The sequence below is a fragment of the Streptomyces sp. A18 genome, from assembly GCF_059026065.1.
Genome location: NZ_JBWLKL010000165.1, coordinates 1 through 357, shown reverse-complemented (window position 1 = coordinate 357; position 357 = coordinate 1). Strand labels below are relative to the sequence as shown.

General features: G+C 63.6%; 1 pseudogene. It reads right to left on the bottom strand.

The annotated features are described in order from the left end of the window. Positions 1-357: pseudogene (locus tag AC5P1C_RS43985) on the bottom strand (2-oxoacid:acceptor oxidoreductase subunit alpha); the annotation flags it as partial.

Below are 357 nucleotides of genomic sequence, written 5' to 3'. Positions count from 1 at the left end.
CTTCGACAGCTCGTGCAGGATGTCGGAGGCCGGAGTGATCGGATACGAACCCAGATACAACGGCAGATCCGCCTGCCGGCCCGCCGCAATCAGCCCGTACGAGAGGGCCAGGTTCCCCGAGATGTTGCGGTAGGTACCCGTCGGGAACGCCGTCGCCGCCGGAGCCACCTCATAGGAGACCGCGAAGTCCTCCGTCGTCTCACCGAAATTCCAGCCCGCATGAAACGCCGCGATATTCGCCTCCGCGATCGCCGGCTTCTTCGCGAACTTCGTCCGCAGGAACTTCTCCGTGCCCTCCGTCGGCCGGTGATACATCCACGACAACAGACCAAGGGCGAACATGTTCTTGCTGCGCCC